28 protein-coding genes and 2 pseudogenes are annotated in these 25,302 nt (G+C 34.1%); 15 read left to right on the top strand and 15 right to left on the bottom strand.

Going from position 1 to position 25,302, the window contains the following annotated elements; all coding sequences use genetic code 11:
* Window positions 1-577 precede the first annotated feature (577 nt).
* The 5 genes from ABWU50_RS00610 to ABWU50_RS00590 all read left to right on the top strand — a co-directional run bounded on the left by ABWU50_RS00610 (window position 578) and on the right by ABWU50_RS00590 (window position 5,747).
* Window positions 578-958 (top strand): hypothetical protein, encoded by a 381-nt coding sequence (locus ABWU50_RS00610; RefSeq protein WP_353275948.1) that lies wholly within the window; start codon window positions 578-580, stop codon window positions 956-958.
* Between the two features lie 2 nt (window positions 959-960).
* Entirely contained in the window at window positions 961-1,944 is a 984-nt protein-coding gene (locus tag ABWU50_RS00605) for a hypothetical protein (protein ID WP_353275947.1), read from the top strand.
* 9 nt (window positions 1,945-1,953) lie between these two features.
* A complete protein-coding gene (locus ABWU50_RS00600) occupies window positions 1,954-4,179 on the top strand; it encodes a hypothetical protein (RefSeq protein WP_353275946.1) in 2,226 nt (741 codons plus the stop codon).
* A gap of 265 nt (window positions 4,180-4,444) precedes the next feature.
* Complete coding sequence (locus ABWU50_RS00595) at window positions 4,445-4,837, top strand: hypothetical protein (RefSeq protein ID WP_353275945.1); 393 nt, start codon at window positions 4,445-4,447, stop codon at window positions 4,835-4,837.
* Window positions 4,838-4,853: 16 nt separating this feature from the next.
* Window positions 4,854-5,747: a hypothetical protein gene (locus ABWU50_RS00590; RefSeq protein ID WP_353275944.1), complete on the top strand. Its 894-nt coding sequence runs from the start codon at window positions 4,854-4,856 to the stop codon at window positions 5,745-5,747.
* Between the two features lie 487 nt (window positions 5,748-6,234).
* Here ABWU50_RS00590 and ABWU50_RS06825 read toward each other — a convergent pair.
* Window positions 6,235-6,369, bottom strand: a pseudogene (locus ABWU50_RS06825) (recombinase); the annotation flags it as partial.
* A gap of 98 nt (window positions 6,370-6,467) precedes the next feature.
* On the opposite strand from ABWU50_RS06825, the gene ABWU50_RS00585 reads away from it, so the two are divergent.
* The 3 genes and pseudogenes from ABWU50_RS00585 to ABWU50_RS06820 all read left to right on the top strand — a co-directional run.
* Window positions 6,468-7,265: an IS982 family transposase gene (locus ABWU50_RS00585; RefSeq protein ID WP_353275942.1), complete on the top strand. Its 798-nt coding sequence runs from the start codon at window positions 6,468-6,470 to the stop codon at window positions 7,263-7,265.
* A 49-nt stretch (window positions 7,266-7,314) separates the two neighbouring features.
* Complete coding sequence (locus ABWU50_RS00580; protein ID WP_341819687.1) at window positions 7,315-8,403, top strand: IS481 family transposase; 1,089 nt, start codon at window positions 7,315-7,317, stop codon at window positions 8,401-8,403.
* Between the two features lie 35 nt (window positions 8,404-8,438).
* Window positions 8,439-8,543 (top strand): annotated as a pseudogene (locus ABWU50_RS06820) (IS982 family transposase); the annotation flags it as partial.
* A 48-nt stretch (window positions 8,544-8,591) separates the two neighbouring features.
* On the opposite strand, the gene ABWU50_RS00575 reads toward ABWU50_RS06820, so the two are convergent.
* The 6 genes from ABWU50_RS00575 to ABWU50_RS00550 form a co-directional block, all read right to left on the bottom strand.
* A complete protein-coding gene (locus tag ABWU50_RS00575; RefSeq protein WP_214241706.1) occupies window positions 8,592-8,768 on the bottom strand; it encodes a hypothetical protein in 177 nt (58 codons plus the stop codon).
* 59 nt (window positions 8,769-8,827) lie between these two features.
* A complete protein-coding gene (locus ABWU50_RS00570) occupies window positions 8,828-9,034 on the bottom strand; it encodes an ankyrin repeat domain-containing protein (protein ID WP_353276300.1) in 207 nt (68 codons plus the stop codon).
* A 9-nt stretch (window positions 9,035-9,043) separates the two neighbouring features.
* Window positions 9,044-9,175: an ankyrin repeat domain-containing protein gene (locus ABWU50_RS00565; protein WP_007551899.1), complete on the bottom strand. Its 132-nt coding sequence runs from the start codon at window positions 9,173-9,175 to the stop codon at window positions 9,044-9,046.
* Window positions 9,176-9,472: 297 nt separating this feature from the next.
* Window positions 9,473-9,847, bottom strand: a complete 375-nt coding sequence (locus tag ABWU50_RS00560; protein ID WP_007549999.1) for a helix-turn-helix domain-containing protein — start codon at window positions 9,845-9,847, stop codon at window positions 9,473-9,475.
* Window positions 9,848-9,869: 22 nt separating this feature from the next.
* On the bottom strand, window positions 9,870-10,199 hold the full coding sequence (locus ABWU50_RS00555) for a helix-turn-helix domain-containing protein (RefSeq protein ID WP_353275332.1): 330 nt from the start codon (window positions 10,197-10,199) through the stop codon (window positions 9,870-9,872).
* A gap of 51 nt (window positions 10,200-10,250) precedes the next feature.
* A complete protein-coding gene (locus ABWU50_RS00550; RefSeq protein ID WP_353275330.1) occupies window positions 10,251-11,195 on the bottom strand; it encodes a hypothetical protein in 945 nt (314 codons plus the stop codon).
* A 177-nt stretch (window positions 11,196-11,372) separates the two neighbouring features.
* Here ABWU50_RS00550 and ABWU50_RS00545 point away from each other — a divergent pair, with 177 nt between their 5' ends.
* Both ABWU50_RS00545 and ABWU50_RS00540 read left to right on the top strand, forming a co-directional pair.
* On the top strand, window positions 11,373-11,921 hold the full coding sequence (locus ABWU50_RS00545) for a hypothetical protein (protein ID WP_353275328.1): 549 nt from the start codon (window positions 11,373-11,375) through the stop codon (window positions 11,919-11,921).
* Window positions 11,900-12,454, top strand: coding sequence for a hypothetical protein (locus ABWU50_RS00540; RefSeq protein WP_353275326.1), 555 nt, complete (start codon window positions 11,900-11,902; stop codon window positions 12,452-12,454). The genes ABWU50_RS00545 and ABWU50_RS00540 overlap by 22 nt, the downstream gene beginning before the upstream one ends.
* A 180-nt stretch (window positions 12,455-12,634) precedes the next feature.
* Here the strand turns inward: ABWU50_RS00540 and ABWU50_RS00535 are convergent, their stop codons facing one another.
* From ABWU50_RS00535 to ABWU50_RS00525, 3 genes are all read right to left on the bottom strand, one after another.
* Entirely contained in the window at window positions 12,635-12,997 is a 363-nt protein-coding gene (locus ABWU50_RS00535; protein WP_265037035.1) for a helix-turn-helix domain-containing protein, read from the bottom strand.
* 1 nt (window position 12,998) lies between these two features.
* Window positions 12,999-13,334 (bottom strand): helix-turn-helix domain-containing protein, encoded by a 336-nt coding sequence (locus tag ABWU50_RS00530; protein ID WP_236514288.1) that lies wholly within the window; start codon window positions 13,332-13,334, stop codon window positions 12,999-13,001.
* Between the two features lie 102 nt (window positions 13,335-13,436).
* On the bottom strand, window positions 13,437-14,096 hold the full coding sequence (locus tag ABWU50_RS00525; protein ID WP_353275324.1) for a RadC family protein: 660 nt from the start codon (window positions 14,094-14,096) through the stop codon (window positions 13,437-13,439).
* Window positions 14,097-14,428: 332 nt separating this feature from the next.
* On the opposite strand from ABWU50_RS00525, the gene ABWU50_RS00520 reads away from it, so the two are divergent.
* The 5 genes from ABWU50_RS00520 (at window position 14,429) to ABWU50_RS00500 (ending at window position 21,896) form a co-directional block, all read left to right on the top strand.
* On the top strand, window positions 14,429-15,268 hold the full coding sequence (locus ABWU50_RS00520) for a polysaccharide deacetylase family protein (RefSeq protein WP_353275941.1): 840 nt from the start codon (window positions 14,429-14,431) through the stop codon (window positions 15,266-15,268).
* On the top strand, window positions 15,223-16,779 hold the full coding sequence (locus ABWU50_RS00515) for a penicillin-binding transpeptidase domain-containing protein (protein WP_353275940.1): 1,557 nt from the start codon (window positions 15,223-15,225) through the stop codon (window positions 16,777-16,779). Before ABWU50_RS00520 ends, ABWU50_RS00515 begins: the two co-directional genes overlap by 46 nt.
* Window positions 16,780-16,905: 126 nt before the next feature.
* On the top strand, window positions 16,906-18,030 hold the full coding sequence (locus ABWU50_RS00510; protein WP_353275939.1) for a hypothetical protein: 1,125 nt from the start codon (window positions 16,906-16,908) through the stop codon (window positions 18,028-18,030).
* An 833-nt stretch (window positions 18,031-18,863) separates the two neighbouring features.
* Window positions 18,864-20,237 (top strand): ankyrin repeat domain-containing protein, encoded by a 1,374-nt coding sequence (locus ABWU50_RS00505; RefSeq protein ID WP_353275937.1) that lies wholly within the window; start codon window positions 18,864-18,866, stop codon window positions 20,235-20,237.
* A 144-nt stretch (window positions 20,238-20,381) separates the two neighbouring features.
* Window positions 20,382-21,896 (top strand): type II secretion system protein GspD, encoded by a 1,515-nt coding sequence (locus ABWU50_RS00500; protein ID WP_353275935.1) that lies wholly within the window; start codon window positions 20,382-20,384, stop codon window positions 21,894-21,896.
* A gap of 7 nt (window positions 21,897-21,903) precedes the next feature.
* On the opposite strand, the gene ABWU50_RS00495 is transcribed toward ABWU50_RS00500, so the two are convergent.
* The 5 genes from ABWU50_RS00495 to ABWU50_RS00475 form a co-directional block, all read right to left on the bottom strand.
* Window positions 21,904-22,839 (bottom strand): outer membrane protein, encoded by a 936-nt coding sequence (locus tag ABWU50_RS00495; protein ID WP_353275934.1) that lies wholly within the window; start codon window positions 22,837-22,839, stop codon window positions 21,904-21,906.
* Between the two features lie 66 nt (window positions 22,840-22,905).
* Complete coding sequence (gene mtaB / locus ABWU50_RS00490; protein WP_353275933.1) at window positions 22,906-24,141, bottom strand: tRNA (N(6)-L-threonylcarbamoyladenosine(37)-C(2))-methylthiotransferase MtaB; 1,236 nt, start codon at window positions 24,139-24,141, stop codon at window positions 22,906-22,908.
* 165 nt (window positions 24,142-24,306) lie between these two features.
* Window positions 24,307-24,669 (bottom strand): transposase, encoded by a 363-nt coding sequence (locus ABWU50_RS00485; protein ID WP_353275839.1) that lies wholly within the window; start codon window positions 24,667-24,669, stop codon window positions 24,307-24,309.
* The gene (locus ABWU50_RS00480; protein WP_341820755.1) at window positions 24,635-24,775 is read right to left on the bottom strand and encodes a hypothetical protein; all 141 of its coding nucleotides are present in this window, start codon (window positions 24,773-24,775) and stop codon (window positions 24,635-24,637) included. The genes ABWU50_RS00485 and ABWU50_RS00480 overlap by 35 nt, the downstream gene beginning before the upstream one ends.
* A 310-nt stretch (window positions 24,776-25,085) precedes the next feature.
* Window positions 25,086-25,211: a hypothetical protein gene (locus ABWU50_RS00475; RefSeq protein ID WP_264732015.1), complete on the bottom strand. Its 126-nt coding sequence runs from the start codon at window positions 25,209-25,211 to the stop codon at window positions 25,086-25,088.
* Between the last annotated feature and the right edge of the window lie 91 nt (window positions 25,212-25,302).

Genomic DNA, 25,302 nt, shown 5'->3' with positions numbered 1-25,302 from the left:
GAATCGCTATACTAAACTATTTACATGATAGTTGAAAAAATCAACAAAGTAAAGTTATCTTTTTATGATTAATAACATTATTTCAATAGGTATATATTTCAATATTTTTTGTCATTAAATTAATAATATGGTCGCTTTTGTTTAATTAAAAATAATAACCGTGAGAACATTTTTCTTTGGGATGGCATGGTCTACCATGTGATACATACGAACTTTTATTTATAATAATTTTACTATACGGTAAAACTAGACATATTAGCCCATTTGATCCATATCTACATACGAACTGTTTTACCTAAGCTTATTAAAATAATTTAAATCTTCTATTTTTATAACCTTATTTTTACGCTGCTTGTTCTCACAAATATACGATCTTTTTTCTTTTTAAACAAAGTAAACATTTAAAATTTTTATGACGCTGAGAAATTAAGGTATTGTCTGTAAATTCCAATAGAATTTTTGTATCCGTTCAATATAGAAAATGTTTTTCATGAAGTTTTTTTATCCCTAGTAATTTTAGGTTGCTATTTAATTCTAACTTTTACATAATGCCATAAGTATTTTTTTAGGAGATCAAATGCCAAGAAAAACAGAACGTCATGCTACAGTACTTAATAAGTTACAAAGTGTTATTGAACATACAGATTCTAAAATTGCTGCTGAAAGGCATTTAGCGATTGAAAGATGGGTGAAAACCTACATTGAACAAATAGAGTATTTAGAAGATAGTGAGTGGCAATTCTTATACAACATATTTCGCGATGAAAGTTGCTGGTCGGATACAAAATTAAATAATCACATACTAGGACAGAAGCTAACTGAGAAAAAAATAGATGAAATAGAGAATCCATTTTGTAGGTATAACATGGCTTGTAGGTATTGTGTGGTAGATAAAATTTATCCGCTCTTTCAAGAGCAATTTGAGTCTTACAAAGTAGAGTCTCTCCCGGTGCAGTAGACATGGATGGTAATCCTGTAGATGACAAATATATAAGAAGTGATTTGCTTGAGTCTATGGGAAGTTATGATCCTGTATTTAGCTTTTGGATTAATAGAGAATCTGGAACATTAAAGGAATATAATAACGTAGATGGCTTCCGAGAAGCTGTAGATCTTAAATGGAGCGAGGGGGTAGAATATTTCTATAACCTTTTAAGCCGGCAAGAAAGAGAGGAGGAAGCTATTAGTGCAGTTACTACCTTGTCCACTATTCAATGTAACTACAATCGTGCTACCGTTTTAGATTTTTGCCTGTATAAAATGGATGATCCAGCAAAACATGAGCTATTGCTTAAGTTGTTAGAAAAAAATCAAGGAGTATATTCACTTCTTAATGGTTTGATACGTTGGAGTTTTCTTGGTACGGTTCGAGATATGGTGAAGCGCTGGTGCTATAAAGAAGTTTCAGTACCTGCAGAAAAAATACTTTCACATCATGATTATGCACTCCTTCTTTCCTCACTTTCAAATGTAATACTAGAAAGTCCTGAGTCAGGTGTTCAAGCTAGATCAATTACTATGGATATTTGGAGGTGCAATCGCTTTAATGAGAATAAAAAGGCTGCTGTTTTTTCAAATGGTAGAGTCCCTATCAAACGCATGCTTGCTGGATTAATTGTAGATTGGGAGCGCGGTTGTGCTTTAGGTGAAGGTGATACTGGAAAAAAAGACGCGCTGTTAGAGATTTTACAGTTTGCAAAAGAGTATTGTACACAGGAGGATTTTGTGAATTTTAAAAATTATTTAATTAGCAACCTAAAAATGGTTGGTAGACCTGGTATGAAGAGTGGTGTTGATTATGGCAAGCTGGCAGAGGAGTTGTTTTCTGAGCTAGATAAGTTACCTATTCCTCATAGAGGTGGCGGTGACTTTGGTGGCTCTGGTGACCCCCAGTCTATGTTAGGATCTCCTGGCGTTAGCGGTTTATCTGGTCGTAGTAAATAGAGGTGTTTTATGCATAACAATGGTGAAAATATTGGACTGATTAGAAGTTTGTTAAACGGAAATTGCCAAGAGTTTGTAGAAAGGTTTGAATCTTTCTTGGATCAGTGTCCATCTTTTTTGCACTCGGTGGGTAAGGATCGCTTTTTTCCTGCATTCTTTTTTGGTATATTTGCTACTGCGTTTGATTCTGATATTGCAGATAATGAAAAAATTTATTTTTGTTTTGACAACAATCCGAATGAACCTAGAAAAGGAAACTTAAAGGTTGCTGTATTAACTAATGACAGAGATAGAAGAGGCTACGGAATTGTAAGATGTTTTACTATTGCCGATAGACAAAATAGTTTTGGTTCAAGATTTAGTCAGCAAGAGAAATTGTGGATAGAGAATAATTTACAACAGCAGAATGTTGCATCACGGGCTGGGCGGTTTGCATGGGAAGAGTATAAAACATTTGCATGGGCAGAAAATCTGGGAGAAGACGAAGAAGAGGAAGCAATAAAATGTGTAAAAATTCGTGAGAGAAACGCATTTACTGGAAATTCAGCATCTCTATGTAATGGCTTTGAAGAGATCACCAGGAACTTTGGTATACAACAAGGTTTTCTGTCAGGTTTATTAGGAGACTTGGCAAGTAATAATGCAGATGATGTTGTTGATACTATTGATGATATTTTGCAGTACATAATTAATCTCTACAATAGGTATAATCAGCAACTGAACTTCAATAGCAAGGAGTCGGACTATCATGGTTTTTTGTCAGGGTTTTTGATGAATTTTAGGTATCGTCATACGGCTGGTATTTACCTTGAGTTATTTTTGGGGGGTGGATATACAGATATTACTTTTCTTGTACGTGGTGTACAACGATTGATGGATTCTGTTCCTATTATAATTGAACTCAAGGCAGGACAAGCAAGGGATAGATATGCTGATCGAGCATTGGCGCAAGCTGAAAATTACGTTACAAGATGTCCCGTTTCTTCCATATCCATACACACCTCGTCGGAGGATGCTGTTTGTGTAGGATTAAATTTTGATTTAGATAACAATGAACGTTTACAGCTTAGTACTCAAAGCTTTTTGGAAAGAGAATCTTCTTTATTGAAAAGGCTATTTAATGGACCAATAGCCGAAATTGAAGAGAGCGTTAGAGATTATTTACTATACCCAGCGTTTGGTGTACCTGCTGTACCAGGCATTAGAAATAGGGATGGTGTTAGTGCTAGGGATAGGAGAATATTTCTCTATACAACCGGCTTTACCTTTAGGAATGCTACATTTGCAAAGAAAAGAATTATGTTAACAAGAGGAATTTGGGTAGATGTAACCAAACACTTATTCCATTATCACAATGACGATAAAATGCTAGACCTGCAAGGAGGGGTTACACAGATAAATGTTGGAAATCGTGCCTTGACCATGATTTTACATGCATTATTAGGAAGAGAGGAAAGGGTTATTATACTTAATATACGTCATGTACTAGCAACTCACCAATTTCCAGAACGAGGCCTAGATCTATCACGTTGGCCAAACGCTAGAGTGTATGAGGTAGTATGTGGATTGGACCCAACAAGAAGAGCCGAGGATGATCTTGGTTTAACTGTTGGTGTAACACCATTTGACTCACCTGCCCCCTATTTACAAAGTAAAGTAGGTGGATCTTTTCTAGGTGAATTTTCACAGATAGGTGGTGTCAGTAACGTGCACAGCACTGCAGATATAATGATGAATACTGGTTGGCAAGTACAAAATCGTCATGCACAAATATTTCAAGCAATTTCTAATGTGCTATTTCCGTTAAGGTGGATAGTAAATAGGGATAACGCTAGAGAGGCTGGATTTCATTCCATACTGCATGGGTTATTTTACGCCTGTGATAATCCAGCTAGGGTAATTATTGAATTTCAACTGGGAGGAGGAGAGAGATTAGATCTGGTATTATTACGGTCTCCAGATAGTAGAGATGGTGTTCACCCGATAGGAATAGAGTTAAAGTTTTCTGGTACTGGTGAATTACAGAGTAAAAAGCGGGAAGCAAATAACCAATTAGATGATTATATGCATTGTAGAGGTTATAAGCGTATTACCGATGGAGACACAGTAGTTTTATCGTACGCTATATGGAATGATCGTGCGCAGAGGCCAGATACTCTTATATCAGTTAAGGATGTTCTTCGTATAAAGGACAACTTAGGACATAGTTCTGCAGATGATCTTCCTGGCAGATGAGGGTTATTGAGAATTTACATATCAAATTAGGTGTACAATAGATTATACTGGCCAAATTTATATGGCAGTTTGCACTAAATTCCCGAGTTTGTCTGGAAACGATCTTGTTGAATAGCAAAGATAACAGGCTCAGGGTTACATGAAGTTACAGTAAGAGAATACAACTCTCTAAAAAATATGAAAGTTAGAAAAATTATACTTGTATTGGATTTTATTCATGCTAATTATTGTACATAATGTATTTATAGATTGAGGAGGGAGTATGGTGTTAGAGTATATTTTAAAGAATGAGCAGGTTTGTGCAAATGGTAGGTTAGCTACTGAAGAACAGCATACGGAGCGTTTTGGTCAGCACACTCTTGAAGAAAGCACATCATCGTTAAGTCAAGAACAAACTGATGACTGGAATGAGTCCATTGTTGAAGATAAAAATACTGTTGTTGAAAGTTATTTTATTCCAGAAAATTCAATTTTAATGAATTTAGCAAATCTGTTAACTGAGAGCGAAAAAGTTTCAATTGATGAATTTCATGACAAGATGGAAAGTATAATGAAAGGGTTTCATGAAAATAGATACGAAAATTCTGCAAAGGTAACTCTAGAAAAGATGGAACGTTTAATATTTGAAAAGAAAAATAAAGCTAAATTTACGCTGTGATCAATATGAATGCACTGTGTCAAATTTTGTATTCAAAAAAATAATTGATATTGCTAATGCCAGTAGTGTTATGCGTATAACGCCTACTACTAGATCACGGTATAAAAATGATAGAGAAGAGGCAATAGATGAGTGGGAAGAAGCTTTAGAACCTTTATTCAATATTGTCAATAAGCTACTATCAGCAAGTGCAAAAATAGAGTCTGATTTTTACAATGATAGAATGATAGGTGAAATTATGTGGGGAAGTGATGAGCCTATTTTTACAGAGTGTAAAAAAATTAAGGACAAACTGAAAAGTATCGCATATGAAGGTTTAATAAATAAGAATGAACAAGTTCAAGATGATGATCTGCAAGTAGAAGTAGATAATAATCTTGTTCTTTTTAGGTGGCCACAAAACAGTATTGTTGAAGTTGGAAAGGTTATGAATAGTAAGGTGAATGAAAACTTTAGTATAGAAAGTAGCATCCTGCAGATTGGAGAGAGTATAGTAAGAGTTGAAAATGTAGGAGGAAAAAGAAATTATACAGATGTCTTAGGAGGTGGTATTGAAATGTCCTTTACCACTGAAGTAGGCGAGGTTAGTATTCATCTATCTCCTAGTGATAAAGATAGTAATATAATAAAAGTAAAGCTTGATGAAGAGAACCAGGAGAAGTTTAACAAATTAAAAGATAAATCAAGTCTAGGAGAAAGCTGCTTTTTAGGAGGAAAAAGTGTTCTACAAGCTGTAAATGATAAAGGTTTTGAAAGAAATGGTGGAATAGTTATAGAGTCAGCTGAAACTATTAAACAATCAAATTTTGTAGTGAAAGAATCAGGTGTCCCATCTACTCTTATGAGGCCAATCGATAGTTTAGACCAGCTGCAAAAGATGGGAGCTTCGAAAGAAATAGTAGTGTGTTAATGAAGTCAACTAAAATTAGTAAACAAAAGAAAGGTCTTAGAGGGGTAAAAAAATTGATGTATCTTCAAAGTAAGATTTTTTGAGGTATAAACCATACTCTCAAGGTGAGAAGAAATAGTAGGGGGATAAGTGTTGACTTAATAATTTAGAGATTCTTCTAAAGAAATTATTTTTCTCTCTTGATGCTTATTCTTTTATAGGTATAGCCTTTTGTGTTTGATTGAATTGACTTTTGTGATATCTACAGAATTTCTTTTATCAGACCCAACACATGATTCAGCGGGAGAAGAGCGGTCAGGGACATTTAGCTCTTACGCAATAACTTTGGGAGTTCTGGAATCGTTTCATACATATGTTTAAGATTATCACTATTTTTATTACATAATTAAGTGTCAGTTCCTGTAACATTAGTTTACCTCCTATTCTTTGTTTTAAAGTATTGGTTTTCTGGCACATAGTCTTTTCCATTGCCTATTGCTTTTGTAAATTAAGATTCTAAGCCGTAAAACTTCTCTAATTGCTCACTCCACAGCATCGGTATTTCTCTCAAATCAACTAATTTCAAATTTCTTGGCTGCCTCCCATTTACTATATCTTCTTTAATCTTTGGTGCTAAATAATTTCACCTTTTCTTTCCCTATTAACGCTAATTCTGGATTAGAAAAGAAGTGGAAATAGGGTAAACTCAGCTAATATTAAGAAATTAAAGTGAGGATACCCATGGATAAAGATATAATGGAACTATTTTGCTTGGTCGACGATTTTTGTAAAGCTATAGAAGAAAACTTTGCAGATAAACTACTTTCAAGCAACAAAAAGCCTACAAGAATACCAGAAATTACACTTTCTGAAATCATTACAATAATTCTTATCTATCAACAATCTCCATGTGAAAATTTCAAAGCTTTCTACCTGCATCACTTAACATTTTTCTACAAATCAGATTTTTCAAAGTTGCCTTCATATACTAGGTTTGTTGCACTAAAACCTAGGGTTCTGTGGCATTTAGCAATGTTATTAAAGTGGCTTTGTGAAAAGTCTAAAAATACTGGTATCTCATATATTGATTCAACTCCTATTGCAATTTGCCATGCACAAAGAATATCTAAAAATAAGGTTTTTGCTGGTATTGCAAAATTAAGCAAGAGCTCTTACGGCTGGTTTTTTGGTTTTAAATTACATCTAGTTATTAATGATAAAGGAGAAATTCAGGCACTTACGCTAACAAAAGGCAATGTTGATGACAAAAAAACTGTATCCTATCTAACAAAAAAATTAACAGGTCTCTTGTTTGGTGATAAGGGTTATATAAAAAAGGAGCTTTTTCAAGAGTTGTTTGACCGCGGATTAAAGCTTATTACCAAAGTGAAAAAAAACATGAAAAATGCGCTAATCTCCCTAAATGAAAAGATTTTGCTGAGAAAAAGGTCTATTATTGAAACGGTTTTTGGTTATTTGAAAAACAGATTAGAAATTGAGCATACTCGCCATAGATGTATTAAACAAGATTTGATCTGACACTTTAAAAAAGTAAGTTATAAAATAATAAGAACAAGGAGTGTTAGAAATGAGTACAATACAAACAAAAATATTAAAACCAAAACTAGGTTTATTAGAGCTAGCAAAACAGCTCGGCAATGTATCTCAAGCGTGCAAGGTAATGGGATATTCAAGAGATACGTTTTATAGATTTAAGGAGTTATATGAAAATGGAGGAGAAGAGGCATTACACGAAATCAGCAAGAAAAAACCACTGTTTGCAAACAGAGTTTCCGAAGATATAGAAAGAGCAGTAGTGAATATTGCTACCGAATTTCCAGCATACGGACAACAAAGATCTGCAAACGAACTTAGAAAAAGAGGCATAATAATCTCCGAAGGTGGTGTGAGGTCTGTATGGCTGAGAAATGACCTAGAGACCTTCAAAAAAAGGCTTAAGGCTCTTGAAACAAAAGTTATGCAAGACGGAATAATTCTGACAGAAGAGCAGCTTGTAGCATTAGAAAAAGTGAAAGAACAAAGAGAAGCTCACGGTGAAATTGACACAGAACACCCAGGTTATTTGGGATCTCAAGATACTTACTATGTAGGCAATATCAAGGGTGTTGGGCGCATTTACCAGCAGACTTTTATTGATACATATTCGAGAGTAGCGTTTGCTAAGCTTTATGTAGATAAGACAGCTATTACTTCTGCTGACTTGCTAAATGATAGAGTGATACCGTTTTTTGATGGACAAAATATTCCTTTATTGCGAATTCTCACGGATCGAGGTACAGAATATTGTGGTAAACCAGAAAATCACGCTTATCAGCTTTATTTGGGAATTGAAAACATTGATCATTCAAGAACTAAGGCCAATTCTCCACAAACTAATGGCATATGCGAGAGGTTTCATAAAACTATGCAAGATGAGTGTTACAATATTATCTTTAGAAAGAAAATCTACAGCTCTTTGAAAGATTTGCAGATTGATGTTGATCATTGGTTGCGTTCTTACAATGAGACAAGGCCTCATTCAGGCAAATATTGTTTTGGCAAAACACCGATGCAGACTTTTCTTGATAGCAAACATATTGCTTTTCAGAAAAATATTAGTAGCATCAAACACGAGACTGATATTAGTTTTAACTACATCAATCCTTCTGTCAGTTAATTCTCACCTGTCAGATTAAGTTATGTCTAGTACACCATAGATCTCTTACTAATTTTTTGGTTCATATCTTCTCTACTCTTATTTCCTATTCCATGAAACCCAAAAAGCCTTCTATTTCCTATACTTTCTTCCTCCCTTAATCCAGAATTAGCGTTATTAAGAACTTCACAAACTCAAGATTTTCATGGTTATAACTGACAGCATGGTGCACAGCCATCTTCTCGACGTACATAATTAACATTAGCCCCTTTATCAAGTTGAGCTTCTACTCCACTGCGGTCTTTTCTCTTGACAGCATCAAGAAGTAATTCATTTCTTAGTAAATTTTCAACTTCTTCATGTCCTCCATCATTTGCAAGTTCCAATGGTGATCTATTATTGGAATTTTTAATATCAATTCTTGCTCCTTTTTCTATGAGAAATTCTACAGATGGTAAATGTCCTTCCTTGGCAGCATAGTAGACTGATCTGTAGTTTTAGAATTATTAATAAATGATTCTTGTTGTTGCTTTTCTATTAGAAGCTTTACAATTCCTAGATATCCTTTATTGGTAGCATAATGCAAAGGAGTCCAATTGTTTTTACCTTTTGTACCAACTTCTACTCCCTTATTAAGAGAAAATTTTACAATATCGATATTTCAAAAATCAGCTGCAATATGAATAGGCTTGTTTTCGTCATTAGTTTTAGCGTTAAAACTTACACCTTTATTATTTACTAAAAATTTTGTTACTTCTAAGCTATCAAACTTAGCTGGATGGTGCACAGCCACCTTGACCAAAAAATCATCCCCCTATCGCGTTCTTATCATTATGCCTTATACGCTGTATTACACCTTCAGATATAGTCATTTCTAACCTCCAACATCCTTGCTAATAAACCCTCACTAAAACTGCCGAAAAGACTTTATAAGTTAATATTCTAAATCTCAATATTTTATGGTGCAGGTTTTTATTTTTAAAACATTATACTTTGTGTAGGGTATAACTACACGAATCAAAGTGAAAGAAAAGCGAAATGATGAAGAAAATGAAAGTTTAAGTTTTCTTCAACAATTCAAGGAGAGAATTTATGCTTTAAAGCCTGTATTAGCAAGAGCCTTAATCACTAGATGAACAATGTCACGCAGAGTTTCATCCTCAATTTTTCTATATTCCCTCACTAGCCTTGATATTTCTTCGCTGCCTACATCGCTATGGAAGGCCTTATCATGTAAGTCTTCAGAGGCTTTGGTAAAAAAATACGACATATCAACCGATAGTACTTCTGCTAATTTATATAACCTATCAACTACAAGCCTAATCTCTCCGCTTTCATATCCTTGTACATGCTGAAATGAAATTTCAAGCTTTTTTCCTAAGTCTCTTTGACTAAAACCACACATTAGCCTTCTTTTCCTTATTCTTTCCCCTATTTGTTTATCGATAGGATGTTGTATAGTCATTTTACGTATCAGATAATATTAACTATGTATTATCACTTTGAGAAAAAGATTTTACCAATATATAAACTGCACTACGTAACCTTTTGCTCTTAATTTCGTTATATTCTTTGATTAACTTTAGTATTTCTTCATCATAAGCTTCATGTGAGTCAGTATGCATATCAGTAAAAAAGTTAGCAACATCTATCGATAGTGCTTTTGCTAAATCATATAATCTACTGGCCAAAACACAATTTGAACCATTTTCGTACTTTTGTATCTGTCTATACGAAACACCTATTCTCTTTCCCAATTCGGTCTGTGTCAAAGCACGATCTAACCTAAGTTGTTTTATTTTTTTACCTAATTGCACTTTTCACCTCTTATTCAAATTTACAACAAATTTTATGAAGTGGAAAAAAAGCTAGCAAAGTAATTGCTTTAATAATTTCTGCCTCTCGCTAATTAAATCGTTTGGCCTTACGTATTTTTTCTCAATTTCCCTCATCTCTTTTTCTCGTTCTGCAATGCTATTTCGTATTACTTCAGCCGAATATCTGCTTTTGCCACATGCAAACTCTGATCTTAATCTTCTAACCTTATATTCGAGCTCAGCAAATCTTTCATGCTGCTCAAGAAGCTCTATCATGTGTTTGATTTCAGAATTTAGCTTTTTTTCCTCAACATCTCTCACAATAAAAGAAAGCAGAAGCTTATCTATTTGGTAATCAATATTTGGTTGAGTAGCAAATAGATTGATCATAGCTTTTACATCAGTAGGATTTGCAACTAATAAGCTAAAATTACTACATAAAAAACTATAGAACTTTATCGTCTTCACAAGATAATTTTTCATATCTTGTGATAATTGCAATTCTTTTTGAATTCCTGACAGCAATATTTTCAATTCTTCCAAGTATTCTACATCAAAATTACCTACTTCTATAGGTAAAAGGATCATTAGCAGCTTTTTTACAAGCTCAACATCATTTGATTTTACTGCATTATAAAGAGCTTTATCCTTATCTTCTTTTAAATCATAAAGCTCTGACGAGTTATCTATGCTGAATAGATATTCAGTATTTCCCTGAGGAGAGTAGATTAAAATGTCCACTTCTCTTAGCGGGTGGTCATCATTAAACTTTTCTAGTAACTGCTTATCGGTGGTTTCCTCTATTGCTACAGCAGCTTTACTGATCTTTTTCAGTTCAGAAACATTATCTCTTGAATTTTCAAGTATGTCTTTAGCCTTGTCTAGCAGCTGCTCATATAGAATTATTTTTTCTTCATTATCAAGTAGCTGACAATGCTTCTTCAACTTTTCAGTGGAGTAAGACAAGAGATCCATTTCTTTCAGTTTTACAATCACAATACCCAACTTTTATTGAAATTGAAATAATTTTTACAAGATGTGTTTTTCTAGTGTAAATGCCCGCAAAACTTGTTATTATAACATACAGTAAATCAATAAGTCGTATAATATTGACAATTAAATAATATTTATCACGATATGATCGAATAGTAATGAAATTAAGTGAGGGTTACAATGAAAAAAATAAATGGTAAAAAATTGTCTAGTAAAATGTTAAAAGCGGTAGAGCGAATAGCAAAAGAAGGGTTATTACCTAATTTTATAAAAGCTGCTCCAACAGCGAATAAAAAGATTAGTAAATTACCTGTCTTAACATATCCTGAGGAGCTCAATCCATTTCGATCAGCTTTATGCAGGATAAGACTAAGTGAATATGAAAATATGAAACTAAATGAATTCCTGGAAAAAGCTATTGCAGCTAAAAATATAAACGAGTTAAGTAAAGTTATCGATGAAGCTTTGGACTTAGGAATAAGAATAAATGCTGCCAATGAAGATGGCTTTGGCTTCGCTAACGTTACAATGTTTAAGATGTATCGTGATGAATTCAAAGGGAATAAACAAGAGGATATAATCAGCAAGTTAGCATTAAATGGAGCAGATTTTAATGTACAAGTTGATAAGAAAATGACTGAAATTCATCAAAAGGTGCAAAAAAAATTGAGCCACAAATATATAGTAGGCTCACAAAACTCAGGGAAGTGGGAGAGAACGCTACTATAGAAGGAACTGTTGAAAATGTAGAAATCGATAATAAGACCTTCTATATGGAATTTTCACATAGCTGCATAGTTGATGTTGCCAAAGTTGTAGAAGGTGCAAAAAATTTGGGCTTAAGTAAAGGAGACTTAAACCTTGGTGGCAATATTATAAAAATAGGTGATGGTGAAGTTGAAGTCAAAACTGGGAAAGGCGGTGAAAGAGACTACGTGGATATATCGGATAACAGTGCTTTTGCAGTCACATTTTATACTAGCCTAGGAGAGCTAAATTTAATGGTATATCATGACACAGCAGACTATCATCAAGTACAAATTGAGGTAGAAGATGAAGAAATGTGGAACGAGTTGCAAGAAATAGGAGAAATCGTAGGAAAGGGTTGTTTATTTGGTGGAATGTCTGTTAAAGAAGCAGTAGAAAAAGGCAGTTTTACTAGATGTGGAAGGTGGGGCGACCAAAATTCTAAAAGTAGTGAGACCTTTTCTTGGGTGAATAAATTAAAAGACAACAAAACGACATCCGTAGGACGTTCTTGATTGGAGACAAGTGGCTATGTGAAACATAGCCACTTGTCTATCAGAAATAAATGGTTAACTGTTACAAAGTAAAGTAGTTTTTAAAACTTAATCAAATTTACCATAAATAATTTACTTTAATTAGTATTGCTTGTAGAAGTGTTTTATATTATAAAAAACACCTGAACTTTAAAATTTGTACTATTTGTTAGCAAGAGCCTTTATCACTGAATGCACAATATCACGCAATGTTTCATCTTTAATTTTTCTATATTCTCTTACTAATCTTGATATTTCTTCGCTGCCCACATCGCTACGGAAGGCCTTATCATGCAAGTCTTCAGAGGCTTTGGTAAAAAAATATGACATATCAACAGACAAAGCTTCTGCCAAATTATACAATCTATCAACTACAAGCCTTACCTCTCCAGTTTCATATCCTTGTATATGCTGAAATGAAATTCCAAGCTTTTTTCCTAAGTCCCTTTGGCTAAAACCACATATTAGCCTTCTTTTCCTTATTCTTTCACCTATTTGCTTATCGATAGGATGTTGTATGGTCATTTTACGTATCAGATAATATACTTTGAGAAAAAGATTTTACCAATATATAAACTACACTACGTAACCTTTTGCTCTTAATTTCATTGTATCCTTTGACTAATTTTAATATCTCCTCATCATAAGCTTCATGTGAGTCGTCATGCACATCAGTAAAAAAATCAGCCACATTAATCGATAGAGCTTTTGCTAAGTCGTATAGTCTACTAGCCAAAATGTGGTTTGAACCATTTTCGTACCTTTGTATCTGCCTATATGAAACACCTATTCTTTTTCCTAACTCAGTTTGTGTTAAACCACAGTATAACCTAAGCTCTTTTATTTTTTTGCCTAATTCCACCTTTCATTACTAATTTTAGCTGTTCAAGCTTATATTGAATTTTTTAATTTATAAAGTGAAAAAAAGAAGGAAAGTTGGAGAACTTTCCTTCCGGTCTACAGATTACAATAAACCACTGTCATAAAAACTAAAGTGGCTTTTCTGTGTTACGATTATATGATCTATTAATTTCATTCCTACATTTTCACAGGTTGCAGCTAATGTAAGTGTGTTATCCTCATCCTCCTTTGAAGGTTCTATATCTCCACTTGGATGATTGTGTGAAATTGCAACAGATGCTGCGTCAATCAGTAATCCCTGTTTTATTATTTCCCTCACATATAGAGGCACTCTATCTATAGTTCCACAGTCTTGAACATACTCATATATTAAATGACCACTTCGATCTAAGTATACCACTCGTAAGCTTTCCTTTCTTGACTGTCCTATTGCTGCTTTAAAGTATTTTAGTAGCTCTTCTCTATTATCAAGAATCGACAGCTTTTTTAACTTACCTTTCAATATCCTATCGAAAATCTCTTTCAGGCAAAAGATATTTGCTATTGCTCCATCGTTCATTCCTGTAACATTTTTTAGCTCGTGAAGATCAGCATTAATTACCCTTCCTAAACTACTAAAGAGCTCCATTAGCTTTTTGGCAACTTCTCTTCCTTCTGTGTATGCAGATAGATTACGTTCCAGTAGCTCATGGTCAAGCAAAGACCTACCTCTGCTTGATAGAATACGAGTTTCTAATTTCTCTTTTCTCTCACTATTATTCATAAAAACCTCCAAGATCAACATTATATACAAATTCAACGCCAGCTTTCTGACGCAGTAGTTCTCGAGGAATAACCCTCTTGAACTCTAAATTTGCAATGTTGTCCTTGTTGCTTTAAAAGCTGGAATACCATTTGCCATATGAATTTGTGCATTGACATTTACTGTGCTAATTCCCTGAAGCGCAACGGTATTTATATTTGCAATCATAATATATTATATAAAATTGTTAATATAATATATTAAAGAAGTGATGAAGTAAAGGCTACAGCAATTAAAGATGGCTTAACTTAGCAAAAAAGTGCATAGTATCCTATCACTTTGCTGATTATAAAATGTTTATAAGGATAATAACTTTTCTTTTGCTATACTCAAGCGCGGCTTTCTGTGGTGATTGTAATTTTAATCTACCATACTGTGGGCTCAGTTGTAATCTGGATCTATCATATAGAAATTTAAGTAATATAAAAAAATTGTTGAATAACGACGATAAGTTTGTTGCGCTTACGTTTGATGATGGGCCTTCCAACAATAGAGTAAACGATATTATTAATGTTCTGGAAAGCTATGAAGCAAAAGCAACGTTTTTTGTGCTTGGTGAACGTATAAATAAAAAAACATATGAGATAGTAAAGAAAATCCATGAAGCAGGTCATGAGTTAGGCAATCACTCTTGGTCGCATAGGAAGTTGACATCACTTTCAAGTGAGGAACAATTGCAAGAATTGGAAAAGACAAATACAGCAATTAAAAATGCAATAAAACAAGATGTAAAATGGTTTCGCCCGCCATATGGATGTCATGACGATAATCTGATTGAAAATACTAATAAATTGGATATGTATTCGATATTATGGACAGTTGATTCGCTAGATTGGCAAGGTGATAAACCAGAAGCTTTAGTTGAAAGAGTTTTAAGTAATGTACATAATGGGGCAGTTATACTGTTTCATGATCACAATAACAGATCAAACACAATTGAAGCTTTACCTCATATTATTAAAATACTAAAAAAATCGGGTTACAAGTTTGTTACCTTAAGTGAGTGGGAGGAAAGGGTTTGTAATACGGTAAAAGCCAGAAGTGTAACAATAAAAGAGGGGGAAAAAGTGCGTTTTGAAGGAATATTATGTGGACAAAAAACAAAGTCTTTAACCGCAGAGCATTCATATTAGGTGGTATTCAGCTTACCATTTCCGCTATTTTTAGCTATAGGTTATATAATTTACAAATACGAAACAGACAAAAGTACGAAGCACTATCTAATAGTAATAGAATAAGAGTCGCTACTATTATGCCTCAGCGGGGGAAAATTTTAGATAGGAATAGCACTGAACTTGCGGTAAACAAAATTTCGTATGTTGTTCTGCTTGATGGGCAAAAAACTTCTGGTGAGGAGGTCGATTTGCAAACATTATCAGAAGTCGAGTCTAAAATAGCAAGATCGTCAGAAACAAAAGTAACTGCTCTTTATAAACGTTATTACCCGTTTGGTTCAATATGTTCTCATGTAATTGGATATACAAAAAGACAGCAAGGCATAAACGAAGTAGGAATCAGCGGTATTGAATATACATATGATCATATATTGAAAGGCAAGTCAGGAAAATCTGAGCAGGAAATAAATTCTAAAAAACGCGTCATAAAAGAATTATCAAGCATACCACAACAAGACGGACAAGATGTACAGCTAACAATTGATATTAATCTGCAAGAGAAAATCGCAAAGGTATTTAAAGATCACCAAGGCTCCGCAGTGGTAATTGATGTAAGTAACGGAGAAATTTTAGCACTATATAATTCACCTTCTTACGATAATAATCTTTTTGCAAGTAGACTATCAAATGAGACTTGGGAAAGCTTGAATGCTCCTTCATTACCACTTGTGAATCGTGCATTGTCGTATCAAATTCCACCTGGTTCAATATTTAAAGTAATAGTTGCGCTTGCGGGTTTAAAAGACGGGATAATAACACCAGAAGAGAAATTCTCGTGTAAGGGCTATATGAAAATAGGTGAGCGGAAATTTCGTTGCCTGAAAAGCAAAGTCCATGGGTATGTATCTTTAAATGAGGCAATGGCATTATCATGCAACACTTACTTTTATAACATAGGAAAAAAAATAAGTGTAGACTCTCTGGTGGAAATGGCCAGAAAATTTGGTATTGGCGGTGGGTCGCTGATTGGAACGTTTAAGGAAGAAGCTCCGGGATTGTTGCCCGATAGAGATTGGCGCGCACGAAAACTATATTCGCAGTGGTATTTAGGTGACACTATCAACTTAGTTATAGGACAAGGGTATTTGCTTACAACACCACTGCAGCTTGCAGTTCTTGCAGCGAGGATTGCAACAGGAAAAGAGGTAATTCCCCACATTGAAATGAGTAATACAGTGCAAAATTTCCCTGACATTGATGTAGATTATGAGCATTTTAGCATAATTCGAAAAGCTATGTTTGACGTGGTGAATTCTAACTATAGAAAAGGGCTAAGCGGCATACAAATTGCCGGCAAAACCGGTACACCAGAGATAAACTCTAAGGGTGAAAGTCATAAGTTATTTATCGCTTATGGTCCTTACCATAACCCGCGCTACGCAATCTCTGTGTTTATAGAACACGGCAAAGCCCCGCGCCAAGATGTTGCTATGGCTAATGAGATATTTCAATACATGCTTGAAAAGTAACTATAAATATTATGGCTATTACTTGTCGTGTATTATCTTAATATAAACATTAATTTAGTCATAAACTATTGACGAATGATGATAATCTAGTTATTATTAAATTATCATTAACAAGTGAAGTAAAAAATGCGTACATCAAATCTTGGTCCTTTAATTGCTGTTTTATCATTATCTGCATTTAGTTTCACAGCTGGTCAATATCTTCCTTATGTTATTACAGCAATTTCTGGTTCCGGTGTTATTGCAACGGCTTCTTTAGCGATTTTTACTGTTTCTACAATTGTTGCGCTGGTTTCAGCAGCATATCTTATTAAACGGGCCATTTCTATAGCTGGTAATGAGAAAAAAATAGATCTGAGTGGAAAAGAATTTGATCAGTCTGACCAACAACATACTGAATTTCCAGAACCAACAAAAAAATCTGTGTGTGAAAATGGTACTGATCTGAAGAATAAGTCAAGTACGCCTACTCTTTCACAACATCAGCTAACACTTGGTGTAGCAATTTCTAAAAAGCCGCTAACTGGTGCTGCACCACCACCTCCTCCGCCTCCACCAAGTAGTGCACCGCCACCCCCACCTCCTCTACCAACTGGAGGTTTGAACAGTTGGAAGCCATCAAAGGATGATGATACTAGTGAAAGATCTCTTGGTGGTGCTTCACCAAAAAATGCTCTTCCTACTAAACTCATACCCCCAAAAGATAACAAGCAAGTAGCTGTTGATCATAATGCTATTACACAAGGAAAGGCAAAACTTAAGAAAGTAGATACTAATGCGCAAAGAAAAGAGGAACAAAAGCACGATGGAGGAATAGTTTTTATCCTTGCAAGAAGGGCGGGAATTAAATACTCAGATAGTGAAAGTGAGCGTTCTGGTTCTAGTAGGGATTCAGATTGGAGTTCAGATGAAGGCAAAGACAAACAGAAAGAGCAGAAAAAGAAGGTGCTGACAAAAAGCAGGAAAAAATCTACGCCTTCAAATTCCCAATCAGACGATGAAAAAGGAACAAGCACTTCCGAGAGTGGTTATAGATCTGATGATGATGTGGGTCAACAATATCCTAAAATTGCAGCTTTGCCAAGCCACCAACCAAATACAGAAAAGCCACCAATACCTCCTAAGCCTGCTAATTTACAAACAGGACCTCAAGCTCCTCCTGCAACAACAGTGACTGAGGTGAATAGTGAGGTGAAAGATCCATCTACTCTTCCTTTTAAGGATCGCAAGGCACAGTTTGAGGGCAAATGAATTTCTTCCATTTGCCCTCTTCATAAGTAGCTATACAACAAAGCCCACTGGGATCCAGAAAAAAGGATGGTGTCATCCAAGTAGCTGACACTGGTTCCTTTATGACGGCAGTGCCCAGACACTGGTTCACTCTATAATAGTATCATTCCAGTGCCCCTTTCTCCTGTCATCCGAGTAGCTCCTTTCTTGTCATTCCAGTGCTCCTTTTTTTGTCATTCCAGTGCGTGACACTGGAATCCAGCCTTTTCATAATCATCAAAACGTTGTATTTTAACATAAAACGGCTACTTTTATACTCACCAACTTAGCTAGATCCCAATGTCTGGGCACTGGGATGACAAAAAAAGGAGCACTGGAATGACACCTCTCTTGGGCTCTTTTAGCTACAAATATTTAAGAAATTTACCAAATGAAAAAAAAGGCAAAAGAAGCCCCGAGTAGCGAGTTTTGACTCTATATTACTGTAAGTGGTGCTGTAATAATGTGCTGACGCTTAGTTTAAGCGCGTTTTGGCTGAATGTAGAAAAAATTTAAAAGACATGCAGCCGCTATAATTTTATGTAATCCGCCAAAAAATACCCTAAGTTTTTTACTGAATTTTGTCATTGAGCCTGCAGGTCAAAAACAAGTTTTGAGTCATGAATAACCTTATTGTCATAATAAGGGGGCTGGCGGAGTTTGTCAAGTGGTTTTTTTGTTTCATCCAATGCGCTGCCAAAAGTTTGTTATGCAAGAATGCATAGTATCCTAGCCATTTCTCACAGATTCATTTAAACTTAATCAAGTAGGAGTATTATTAACGCGAAAAGGGTTCAATTAGAGACTTAAGTGATATGGCGCGTGAGGAAGATATAAACCAATTAGTAGAAAATGGATTTGATATTAACTCAAAAGATGCAAGTGGAATCACTCTCTTGCATAAGTTCACAAAAGAAGGCGATTTAGTTGGAGTAAAATCATTGCTAGAGCACGAAGCTGATTTTAATGTCGTAGACAACGAAAATAGAAACCCACTGCATTACGCCATTATGCATGGACACAAGAAAATTGCTAAACTTTTTGTTAATCAACTGACAATCAATTCCAAGGATAAAAATGGATTCACTCCACTGCACCTTGCTGCACTACAAGATGACACGGAATTAATAGATTTTTTGATAACAAAAGGCGCAAAAATTAATGAAAAAGACGCTAAAGAGGGCTATACTCCTCTTCATATAGCTTCACTATACGGTTCTAAAAAAAGCGTCCAAATTTTAATTGATAGCGGAGCAAATCTCGAATGTGAAGATAACAATTTTCGCACTCCTTTGTTTTTAACTATCTATCAATGCACTGCACATTATGACAGCAGAGCAGAAATTATAGAATATCTGATAAAGAAAGGTGCAAATATAGAAGCCAAAGATGCAGAAAATAACACTACGCTTTTCCTAGCAGCGTATAACAACAAAATGCAAATAGTTAAACTTATTGCAAAAAGACAGCAAGCAAGTAACGATGAAATTAAACTTAAAGAGTTTTTTTGCACAAAAAACAACCATGGTTTTGATGCATTAGATTGCGCTATTGAGCATAATAATAGAAAAATGGTAACATTTCTTGTATCAAAAGGAATAGATGCAAATGATCAAGATTTTAATGGCAACGCCAGGCTGCATAAAGCTAGCCATAATGGTAACACTAAAACAGTTAAGCTCTTATTGAAGCTTAAGGTAAACATTAATGCTGTTACTAAATGTAACAGAACTCCCTTGCTACTGGCAGTTAAAAAAGGCCATACAAAAATTGTGAAAATGTTATTGGAAGTTAGAGCCAATATGAACATTTGTGAGCAACAAGGTTTTGCACCTCTACATCTTGCTGTTCAAAAGGATTATTTTGATATAGCTCAGCTGTTAACAGAAAAAGGTGCAGACCTTAACATTAAGTGTAATAACGGTCATACCGCAATAGATATATTCATTAGCAAGGCTCATAGCAAAAAAAACATCGAAGAAAATTACAAAAAATTTTGTAGATTTTTGATGCTTTACCTGAAAGAGCTACATAGTAAACACAAAGCCTGTTGTATACTTTCAACCCTAGCTCTAAGCTTAACAATTATAGGCTTACCATTTATTTTTAAGCCTATTATTAAATATAGAGAAAGAAGTAAAATATATAAAAAAACTAAGGCTATGCTGGAAAACTTACTCTACACTTAAGTACAAGAGGGGCGTACAAAAAAAACATATAGCCAGTGCAGGCCAAGCTAATATATGACAATTATCTGTTGAATGAAAATGAGATTAAATACATTTTTAATATTTTTATAGAAATCTATTAGTATAGATCTATATGCTGTTCTAATGGCTATTTTAAAATGCTTAATACTCCTCTTCATTATTTCTTGCACACACCTGCCTACTAAGCAACATCTCACTAATATAGGCAACGAAGATCATCATGATATAGGTGAGCACGATTATTCGTTGCAGCAATACAACACCTCTTTGGAGATTAATGAACCGGCAATACCAGAAATTATGCCTTTAACAATAGAGTTTCCCGATCTCACAATCAGTAATCAGCTTATTTCTATTAATGTTAGTGAAGAAGTATCAGTAAAAGATTTGCTGATTGAGATAGGAAAACTTTCTGACGTTAACTTGGATATAGACCCAAAAATATCAGGTAATATTATTTTAAAGCTAAAAGATAAGAATATAAATGAAGTAATTCAGAGTATAGCAAATAGCGCCAAATTGCGTTACTCAACAAGCAATGGTGTAATTAGAATTGAGCAGGACTTGCCATACGCGCAAAATTATTACGCAGACTTCATTAATATTCAACATTCTGCTCAAAGCAGTTTCGTCATTAGTAACAATATTACTAACAGTGATGGAAGTCACACTGATAGGGACTATAACAATGTTATGAAGTCTCAATACAGTAGTGACTTATGGAATTCATTAGAAAAAGGCTTGAATACAATAATGGATTTTAACGGGGTGGATGATGGCGAATTCCTTTCATCCAACAGAGAAGCTGGTGTTATTATTTTGAATGCTAGAAAAGATATCCATAAAGCTGTTGAAGAATATATTAATAAGGTTAAGAAATTAGCGTCTTCTCAAGTAATGATAGAGGCAAAAATAGTTGAAGTTGTGTTAGATGACAAATATCTTTCTGGTATAAACTTAAATGACTTACGCGATGGAACTAAGTCTATAATAAATCAAGATAACTCCATTATTAACCTAGCAATGAACTTTGGTGCGAGTGATCTAGGAGATTTAGTAAAAAATTTAGACAAATTTGGCGCTTCAACTGTAATTTCAAGCCCTAGAGTACATGCTATAAATAATCAGCAAGCGATGATTTCATTTACCAAAAACCATATTTATTTTACTTCCGATATACAAAAAGATACTAGAAACTCTAATCAGACCTTAATTACCAAGATGAATAGTGTTCCAATAGGTGTTGTGCTAATAATCCACCCAAGCATTAACATTGATACTAGTGAAATATTCATGGATATACATCCAACTTTATCAAGAATTAACGGCTACATTAAAGATCCAGATATAGAGTACATCGCACAGCAGAGTAAAATGAAATTAAATAGCGACATTCCAATTGTTGAAATCAGAGAAATGAACTCTATGTTAAAAATTAAGAGCGGTGAAATTATGGTAATCGGCGGGCTTATAGAACATAGAAAAGATAAGCAAAGCTTTAAAGCTACATTACATCAGAAGTCAAAAAGGCTAGCGAATAACATTAGAACAGTAGAAACTGTCATTTTTTTAAAAGCAACAATCGTACCAACATTTGGTTTGTTAGATAGAAAAGATAAGAATTTATATATATATTAAATCACTACTAAAAATTAAATATCAAACCAACTTCAATATTATGAGTAGATATGTCATCTGCAACAGGTATCGGAACGCTAAAGTAACGATAGCCGAGAAAGGTTTTGACTTCTGGGATTATTGAATAGTTAATACCAAGCTTTATTTGATAAGCAAACCAAGGAACATTAAGTGGCATTGAACTTTGGGATGATCCATTAATTCTTTTTAATCTAAAAACTGTTGGTCCTATACCAAGGCCGATGTATGGAGCAAATTGCGTATCCTGAAAGCTGGGATTATAATATAAGTTTAACAAAAACGCAAATATACTTGCTGATTTATCAAATACCAGAGGAGAATTACTATTTTCAATATTGGCTCTAGAATACATGGCTTCAAAATCAACTCGGCCATTTTCTCCAGCATAGTAACCTAAAGATATACTGTTAACCCATTGGAAATCAATTTTCCCATTAAATTCTTTTATGCTTTTAATTTCATTTGCCATTATATTTTTTATCATAAAACCATAATGAATTTCAACTAAAGTTAGGACTCTCTTCCCTATTGCCTCTATACCCTTTACAAATGTTTCTGAATTATCATGGTATACCTTACCACCGTTAGCACTAACATAAAAATCAAGTTTTTTTGATTTTTCCTTTGTAATCTGCTCATTATCAGCTTGATCTGCAATACGTGACCACATATTTTTCTGATCAGCTACTTGGAGAATAGAAGGTTGTTCAGTAGGACTACTTTCAAGTTCTTGATATTTTAAATCATTTATTAGTATTTTTTTCTCAGTAACCTCTTCAGAATGCATTACATCTTCATTATTGTCCGTTTCTAGTTTTAAGAGTTGTACTTGCTCAATGTGTGTATTACTAATATAAGTAATAAAAAAATAGACACATGGAATGAAAATCAAAAATAAAGTAATAGATATTTTAGTTATCACAAATGAACCCATAATTATCATTTATATTATAACTACTATATCATATATTTCTTTAATGTACAAAAATTAAGAAAGAATATTTCCAATTAGATAATTATTTTCCACTCCTTTAACATTAACTTTCACAATACTCTTGGCTTGAGCTTTTGATTCAAGCTTTACTAATGCAAAATTTTCTGTTCTACCGACATTATTTTGCTCAACCAGAACACTTTGTTCAGTGCCTATCAAAGATTGATAAAAGCTACTCATCATTTCTCTATTCATTTCTCTTAAATTTTTTACTCGTTCTTTACGCACATTCTCTGGTACTTGTGGCATTCGTGCAGCAGGTGTATTCTTCCGCTCTGAATATGGAAAAGCATGTAGGTAAACTATATTTGTTTTTTTCAGTAAATCAACTGTATCCTGAAACATTTCATCAGTTTCTGTTGGAAATCCAGCAATAATATCAGCGCCAAATGCTATATTAGGCCTCAAACTCTTCATTTTATGACAAAATTCTATTACTTGTTCTCTGTTGTGACGACGTTTCATTCTCTTTAGTATTAAATTATTGCCAGATTGTAGACTCAAGTGTAAATGAGGCATAAGTTTTGACTCATTAGCTATTAAATCCATTAATTCGTCGTCAACTTCAGCAACATCGATAGAGGAAAGTCTTAGCCTCTTCAACTCTGGTATATCTTTTAAAACTCTCCCAATCATTGAACCAAGTGATGGCTTAGCAAACAAATCTGTACCAAAGTCAGTAATATCAACACCTGTAAACACTACTTCTTGATATCCATTTTCTACAAAGATCCTAATTTGCTCTATAATACTGTTTATTGGCACAGATTGATTATTCCCTCTTGCCTCAGTAATTGAGCAAAATGTGCAGCTATGATTACAACCATTTTGAATTTCAATAAATGCCCTTGATTTATCTTCAAATCCATTAATTAGAACAGGTTCTGATTTGTTTACTTGGTTATCACTGACTAAGATTTTATCGTCATTTAGTAAGTAATTTTCAGCTTTTAGCTTATCTTGATTACCGAGCACTTTACTTACACCAGGAATGCTACTGTAAACTTCTGGATCCAACTGAACAGCACAACCAACTACGATAATTTCTTTACTTGGGTCGTTTTTATAGATCTTACGTATTTTTTGCTTTACTTGGCGTTCTGCTTCGTTTGTCACTGCACAGCTATGCACCACAACAACATTTTTTCTTTCTGCTTTTTTTAATGCTTCTTTGATTAACTCACTCTCGTAAAAATTTAGACGACAACCAAATGTTATCACTTCATTCATGCTAGTATTTTTTAGACCTTACAATTTAAATTATATCACACATCCAAGCAAAGTCATTAAGCCTCTTGCATGACCATTGTTTTGGTAGATAAATGCTATGCAAGCAGCAGACACTGGGATGGCTTTGTTGCATAGCAACGTAAGTTTTTTCCAGAGTAAATAATTTTATGCGACTATTTCAAATTTAGGCATACCAATTGCAGTAAATTTGTTCATTAAGCAGCATTTAATAAGCAGTTTCTTCTCTCTATTTGTCTCAGATTTATTCTTAAAACTAAACCCAAATATTCGCTTCAACCTTGAGAAAAATCCTTCAATATAAGATCTTTTTCCGTAATTTACTTCTTCTTTCCATCTTTTTATACCATTCTCACCATGTAATTTCATTAACTGAATAGCGGCATTTCTATCAAGCATATAATCCAATTTTGGATGCTCTGCTGCGTTGTTTTTCGGAGGAATTTTCGTTTTTATGCCATATTGATTACACAGCTTATAGAGCTTTTTTATCATATGCCCTATCTGCATATAGTGCTTTTATAGCATATTTAACATCAAATTTCCCCAATGCTCCATAGTGATCAGAGTAAACGCCATTACTGTATTTTGTAGCTATGACTTGTTTGCTCAACATTATGTGCAATTTTCTTACTTGTTTATAGCCGCGGTACTCTCTATCTTTGCTATTCTCTTTGCTGTGTGTTGTTGTATATACTAATTCCTGTACTGTCTATAGCAATTTCGATATCTTCCATGTTATTTTTATCAACTCTGCAATCATTGATCTTAATATCAAGTTTCTTTTGATGCTTGTGAATAGCTGCAAATTTTTTCCTATTTGTTCAATTTATCCCTCTAAAAATCCCACTCAAACCTATTCTGAATAGATGGGTTATTATATGTATCAAAATTACCACTTTGTTGCTGTAAATATTGTTGCCACCCTACATTTTTGGCCCAATTTCATACCAATTTTCTATGGCTTCGTTGATATAATGAAAAATATTTCCTCTTTTTTCTAGAAATTTGTTATATTCTCTATGATTACTGACTCTCATTTTTTGTGGCATATTTATCCTTAAATCGTCATTTTATAATGAATTTAGTCAGTAATCACTAGTTTTTCTGCTGCTATGCAACAAAGCCACCCCAGTGTCATGC

Source organism: Wolbachia endosymbiont (group A) of Pipizella viduata (genome assembly GCF_964028555.1).
In the GTDB taxonomy this organism is placed as follows: Bacteria; Pseudomonadota; Alphaproteobacteria; order Rickettsiales; family Anaplasmataceae; genus Wolbachia.
Note: the sequence above shows the minus strand (reverse complement) of the source record. Positions and strands in the feature narration are given on the sequence as shown.